The organism is Pseudomonas sp. 18.1.10 (genome assembly GCF_024655625.1).
In the GTDB taxonomy this organism is placed as follows: domain Bacteria; phylum Pseudomonadota; class Gammaproteobacteria; order Pseudomonadales; family Pseudomonadaceae; genus Aquipseudomonas.
Genome location: NZ_JANLGL010000299.1, coordinates 1 through 5224 on the forward strand (window position 1 = coordinate 1; position 5224 = coordinate 5224).

At 63.4% G+C, this 5224-nt stretch carries 4 protein-coding genes; all 4 read left to right on the top strand.

Annotated elements, in window-relative coordinates:
• The first annotated feature begins 103 nt into the window (after positions 1–103).
• A complete protein-coding gene (gene metF / locus NUV89_RS27260) occupies positions 104–949 on the top strand; it encodes a methylenetetrahydrofolate reductase [NAD(P)H] (protein WP_124527283.1) in 846 nt (281 codons plus the stop codon).
• 84 nt (positions 950–1033) lie between these two features.
• A complete protein-coding gene (locus tag NUV89_RS27265) occupies positions 1034–2116 on the top strand; it encodes a hypothetical protein (RefSeq protein WP_257783753.1) in 1083 nt (360 codons plus the stop codon).
• A 63-nt stretch (positions 2117–2179) separates the two neighbouring features.
• Positions 2180–2971: an ABC transporter substrate-binding protein gene (locus NUV89_RS27270; protein ID WP_257783754.1), complete on the top strand. Its 792-nt coding sequence runs from the start codon at positions 2180–2182 to the stop codon at positions 2969–2971.
• Between the two features lie 221 nt (positions 2972–3192).
• Positions 3193–5082 carry a DEAD/DEAH box helicase gene (locus NUV89_RS27275; protein WP_017735707.1) on the top strand — a complete coding sequence of 630 codons (1890 nt, stop codon included), beginning with the start codon at positions 3193–3195 and terminating at the stop codon, positions 5080–5082.
• Positions 5083–5224 lie beyond the last annotated feature (142 nt).

Here is a 5224-nt window from a genome sequence, read left to right on the forward strand (position 1 = left end):
GTTGATGCATCCGATGACTGACACACCGCTTTCGCGAGCAAGCCCGCTCCCACATTCAATCGGTGCATGACTTCCGGTATCTGAGTTTCATAGGGTTATTACCATGTCCCAAGACCGTCGCTACAGCTTCGAGTTCTTCCCGACCAAGACCGATGCTGGGCATGAAAAACTGATGGCGACTGCCAAGCAGTTGGCCAGCTACAACCCCGACTTCTTTTCCTGCACCTACGGCGCCGGCGGTTCGACCCGTGACCGCACGATCAACACCGTGTTGCAGCTGGAAAGCGAAGTCAAAGTTCCCGCCGCTCCGCACTTGTCGTGCGTGGGCGATAGCAAGGCCGACCTGCGCGGCCTGCTGACCCAATACAAGCAAGCCGGCATCAAGCGCATCGTCGCCTTGCGTGGCGACTTGCCGTCCGGCATGGGCATCGCCAGCGGCGAGCTGCGCTACGCCAATGACCTGGTGAGCTTCATCCGTGAAGAAAGCGGCGATCACTTCCATATCGAAGTGGCGGCTTACCCGGAGATGCACCCCCAGGCGCGCAATTTCGAAGACGATCTGCAGAACTTCGTGCGCAAGGCCAACGCCGGCGCCGACAGCGCGATCACCCAGTACTTCTTCAACGCCGACAGCTACTTCTACTTCGTCGAGCGTGTACGGGCGATGGGTGTGAACATCCCGATCGTGCCGGGCATCATGCCGATCACCAACTACAGCAAGCTCGCGCGCTTCTCCGACGCGTGCGGCGCCGAGATCCCACGCTGGGTACGCAAGCAACTGGAAGCCTACGGCGACGACGTCAAAAGCATCCAGGCGTTCGGCGAGCAGGTCATCAGCGAAATGTGTGAACGTTTGTTGCAAGGTGGCGCACCCGGCCTGCACTTCTATACCCTCAACCAGGCCGACCCTAGCCTGGCAATCTGGAACAACCTCAAGCTGCCCCGCTAAGGTCTGTTCGCAGTTGCACCCGGGCCCTCGTCACCGCGAGGGCCTTTGTCGTTTTAATACTCCCGGAATGGAAGCCAGCAGTACATGAATACAGCATCCCCGACTCCTCGCCCGCAGCTGGTTTACCTGGTATTCGGCGCCGAGACCTACCATCAGGAAGCGGTATTCAGCATCGCCAGTGCCTTGTCCCACCTGGGCGGCCCCCAGGACATGCCACTGGACATCCAGGTGTTCAGCGACAACCCCGCGCCGTATCGCGACCTGCCGGTGCACGTCCACACCCTGGACGACGCCACCCGCCAGCGCTGGAGCGAGCCCCATGGCTACCATTTCCGCACCAAGCACGTGCTGTTGCGCCAGGTCCTCGAAACCTGCGAACGTGCGCTGCTGATCGACACCGACACGTTTTTCCACGACTCGCCCATGGCCCTGTTCGAACGCGTCGCGCCCGGCACGGTGCTGTGCAACGCGTTCCACGCCAAGTACGGCGATAACCGCGAAAGCGTGCTGTACAGCGCCCTGGCCAAAATCCTGGCCGACAAGGGCCTGGCCGATGACGACATGCCGCTGCTCAACTCCGGCGTGATGGGCCTGGCGCAGCAGGACGCGCACATGCTGGACCGCTCCATCGAACTGATGGACGAACTCTTCCCCCTGGCTCAGGGCGCCTACACCCTGGAAGAGTTCTGCCTGTCGGTGGTGGCCTATCGCACGGTCAACGTGCGCCAATGCCCGGACCTGATCCACCATTACTGGAGCCGCAAGCAGCTGTTTCGCGCCAAGGTCAAGGCGTGGATCGCCAAGCACGGCGCCGCCCCAACCTGCGCGCGCGCCCTGGCCGACACGCGCAAGGTCTCCGCTCACCTGCCGCGTCCACCGCGCCTGCAACGCCTGATGTACAAACTGATTACCCTGGCCCTGCCCAAGCGCAAGCAGCAATTCATCCGCGAAATCCTCTACGGCTGCTACGAACACGAAAACGAGTTCGACCAGGCGTGCGGCCCGGTTTGGTGGGACAAGGCCAAGCAAAACCAGGCCGAGCGGCAGCAGTGCCCGGTGGATGCCCATCAACTGGAACATTGGTTTGCCAACCCCTTGGTGCGCCTGATCCTGGGCGAGCGCCGCGCGGCGATCTACGAGCACCTGATGACCTCGCCGACAAAATAGCGCGGTCCTAAGATGCTTGTGCCAGAGCTTTTCTTTAGGGCCCCAGCGTCGTAACCTCAGGGCATGCCCGTCATCCTGAAGCTTGCGACCGCTGCCCTTTTCACTTGCCTGAGCCTGGCGGCTTATGGCGAGAAATTGCGCATTGTCACCGAGCCCTGGGCGCCCTATGTCTACGATGACCAGGGCAGCATGCGCGGGCTGGACTACGAAACCACGGTGATCGTGTTCCAACGCCTGGGGGTCGATGTCGACTGGCAGTTCCTGCCCTGGAAGCGCTGCCTGGCGATGCTCGATCAAGGCCACGCCGACGGCGCGCTGGATATTTTCCACAGCCACGAGCGCGACACGCAGTTGCTTTACCCGAGCGAGCCGCTGTCGGAAGTCGAGTTCGTGCTGTTCTACGCCAACGAGCGGCCTCATCCCGCCAACAGCCTCGACGACCTGCGCGGCCTGACCGTCGGCACTTCGCCGGGCTACCTGTATGGCGGTGCATTCAGCGAGTCCAGCTTGTTCAACCGCGAACCCGCCCCCAGCCATGAAGCCAACTTCGGCAAATTGCTGCTGGGGCGCATCGATCTGGTGATTACCGATCGGCGCGTCGGCCAGCATGTGATAAAGGCGTTGGGCCTGGAGGGCAAGGTCAGCCAGGCGCCGGTGGTGGTCAGCCGCCAGCAGCAATTCCTCGCGGTACGCCGTGGCGCGGGCATGGACCTGCTGGTGCAGCGCTTTGCCGCCGAACTCAAGCGTTTCAAGCAGGAGCCCGCGTACATCGCCCTGAGCGCCAAATACGGTGGATTCCAAGCCATTACCGCCTCTGAACACGCCGTTGAGCAGCAGGAAAGCAGCGCGCCGTGATTGCTCTGTTATACTCCGGCCTTTCCGCCAGGCTTACGCCCGGCCGCTGAGGTCTTGAAAAAGGCACCCAACCCCGCTACAGCGCAGCTTTCAGCCCGCGCGAGCCGGTGGAGTGCCCGCCAGACGCAGCAGGACCGGACGGGATAACGCTCCCCTAAGCGTCATTCACGCCCGGCAAGATTATCCCTTTGGGCCAAGCCCTAACTAAAACAGGATTACTCATGTCCTTTGCTTCCCTCGGTCTCTCCGAGGCTTTAGTCCGCGCCATCGAGGCAGCGGGCTATACCGAGCCTACTCCGGTGCAACAGCGGGCCATTCCCGCCGTGTTGCAAGGTCGCGACCTGATGGTTGCGGCTCAGACAGGTACTGGTAAAACCGGCGGCTTCGCCCTCCCGATTCTGGAGCGGTTGTTTCCCAACGGTCACCCGGACAAATCCCAGCGTCACGGCCCGCGCCAACCGCGCGTACTGGTCCTGACCCCCACCCGCGAACTCGCAGCGCAAGTGCACGACAGCTTCAAGCTGTATGCCCGCGACTTGAAGTTCGTCAGTGCCTGCATCTTCGGCGGCGTCGGCATGAACCCACAGGTTCAGGCCATGTCCCGTGGTGTGGACGTGCTGGTTGCCTGCCCGGGTCGTTTGCTCGACCTGTGCGGCCAAGGCAGCGTCGACCTGTCCCACGTGGAAATCCTCGTGCTGGACGAAGCCGACCGCATGCTCGACATGGGCTTTGTCCATGACGTGAAAAAGGTCCTCGCCCGCCTGCCGGCCAAACGTCAGAACCTGCTGTTCTCGGCAACGTTCTCCAACGACATCACCGCCCTGGCCGGCAAGCTGCTGCACAACCCGGAACGCATCGAAGTCACGCCGCCGAACACCACGGTCGAGCGTATCGAGCAACGCGTGTTCCGCCTGCCTGCCAGCCACAAGCGTGCGCTGCTGGCCCACCTGATTACCGCCGGCGCGTGGGAACAGGTGCTGGTGTTCACCCGCACCAAGCACGGCGCCAACCGCCTGGCCGAGTACCTGGACAAGCACGGCCTCACCGCCGTCGCCATCCACGGCAACAAGAGCCAGAACGCGCGCACCAAAGCCCTGGCCGACTTCAAGGCCGGCAGCGTGCGCATCCTGGTCGCCACCGATATCGCCGCCCGCGGCCTGGATATCGACCAACTGCCACACGTGGTCAACTTCGAGCTGCCAAACGTCGATGAAGACTACGTGCACCGTATCGGCCGTACCGGCCGTGCCGGTCGTTCGGGCGAGGCCATCTCCCTGGTTGCGCCGGACGAAGAAAAACTGCTGAAAAGCATCGAACGCATGACCAAGCAGAAAATCGCCGACGGCGACCTGATGGGCTTCGATGCCAGCGCCGTAGAGGCCGAAAAGCCAGAAGTGCGCGAGCGTCCAGACGTGCGTAACCCACGCAACCCACGCGGTCCGAAGGGCGATGGCCCGAACGGCGGCGGTGGTGGCGGTGGCCGTCGCGACAAGGGCAAGGACAAGGGCGGCAAAGACAAAGCGCCCACCAACGGCCGTGGCGAACGCCCAGCCCGCGAGCAGAAGCCACGTGAAGGCACCCCGGCCCGCGAACAGCGCCAGCCGAGCCAACAGCCGCCACGCGCTGCTGCTGACCGTGCCCCGGACGAGTTCCTCGACGACGACGTGGACAACTTCGGCAACCGCGTTGACTACGTGCCCCAGGCCAAACCGGCCCAGGGCCGTGGCCGCCGTCCTGGTGCCCCGGCACAGGGCGCAGGCGCCGGTGCTCCCCGCAGCGGCCAGCCGCAAGGCGGGCGCCAGAACGCGCCGCGCAACAGCAGCGGCGGCACCACCGGTACGCCACCGGCCAAGCGCAGCGGCCCACGCAGCGGTGCGCCACGTGATGGCCAGGCCCGTCGCGAAGATTCGCGCAGCAACAACCGCCGCCCGGCCCGTGACGACCAGCCGCGTTCGTCCGAGCCAGCGGTGCAGAACCCGCGCGGTGGCCCGGCGCCAAAGATCATCCACAAGGAGTCGAAGGCTGATCGCTTCCCGACACCTGAGCAGTTGGATCAACTGCCAGGCCGCCCTCGTGGTGAGAAACCAGCGCTGCTGACTCGCAACCGCTGAGTTTCAACGCTGTATAAAAATGCCCCGCTTCTTTCGATGCGGGGCATTTTTTATGGGCCCAACCTAGATCAAATGTGGAAGGGCTTGTGTGGGAGCGGGCTTGCTCGCGAATGCGGTGGGTCAGCTTGCATATGTATTGGCT

Excerpts from the sequence above, each read along its gene's own strand:
- metF (WP_124527283.1), top strand. The coding sequence starts at position 104 with ATGTCCCAAGACCGTCGCTACAGCTTCGAGTTCTTCCCGACCAAGACC.
- NUV89_RS27265 (WP_257783753.1), top strand. The coding sequence starts at position 1,034 with ATGAATACAGCATCCCCGACTCCTCGCCCGCAGCTGGTTTACCTGGTA.
- NUV89_RS27270 (WP_257783754.1), top strand. The coding sequence starts at position 2,180 with ATGCCCGTCATCCTGAAGCTTGCGACCGCTGCCCTTTTCACTTGCCTG.
- NUV89_RS27275 (WP_017735707.1), top strand. The coding sequence starts at position 3,193 with ATGTCCTTTGCTTCCCTCGGTCTCTCCGAGGCTTTAGTCCGCGCCATC.